Source organism: Bradyrhizobium sp. UFLA05-112 (assembly GCF_053572325.1).
In genome coordinates this window covers 1-812 of sequence record NZ_JBANBK010000214.1, presented here as the reverse complement: position 1 = coordinate 812, position 812 = coordinate 1, and the positions used below count along the sequence as shown (strand labels likewise).

At 58.1% G+C, this 812-nt stretch carries 1 pseudogene; it reads left to right on the top strand.

Features of this window, described 5'->3' with window-relative positions:
• A pseudogene (locus SO180_RS42430) lies at positions 1–525 on the top strand (hypothetical protein); the annotation flags it as partial.
• Positions 526–812 lie beyond the last annotated feature (287 nt).

The window sequence follows — 812 nt, the reverse complement described above, 5'->3', positions numbered from 1 at the left end:
GCGATCATCACATCCGCCGCGACACCAGATTCTCATCCAGATTGTCGCGCACCTCTCTCCCAGATCGCCGCGCTACAGAGGCCATTCCAGCCGACAAATTTCTGCATCCACGGTCTGCCCTATACCGCGCACTGGGCAGGAAGACGCGAGGTGGTGACACCAACTAATCCGCTAGGTATTGAAATTATTCTGATTCCGCAGCCTGAACACCATGGATCAGTGCAGGTGCGCCTCGAACCGGTCCCGCGATCTGTGGGAGCGGCATCGTCCGCAGCTAGGGCATCGTCTTCCGCGCATGGCGGTTTGGCAGCGCAGCACGACCTGCCAGACTTCGGATACGCCGTTGCGTTGGATTTTCAGGATGGTGACCAACTCGTTCCCGATGGTCTCTATATTGAACTGCGCCAATGGCAACTCGTGCCGAACGATTCTGCGTCAACGACAAGGTTTGCCATTAGGGGCGAGCTCTACACGGCGCAGTGGATTGGCGACGACCTTTATCTTATCCATCACCCTCGTCCCTGAGCAGCGCAACTGCCGGCAATTTATTGGTTCGCGAGTTCACCGTTGACAGGCTCTGCAGCCCGGTTCGCTGAAAGGCCTGCCCGCCCTGCCAATGGACTTTCGGCGGGTCTCCGACGGCGCAAAGAGTCTCAAGCCGATGGAGCTATCCCGTAGCTACAAAGAGAGCTCGAAATTGCCTGGACGCTGGCCGGGCCGAATAATCCAAACGTGCTAGCATTACAGTTGCCGTTTTGTCTTGAGGTGAGCTCGCTGGGCTGCGGCTTGGTGGGCTCTGCGCCAGAGTGACC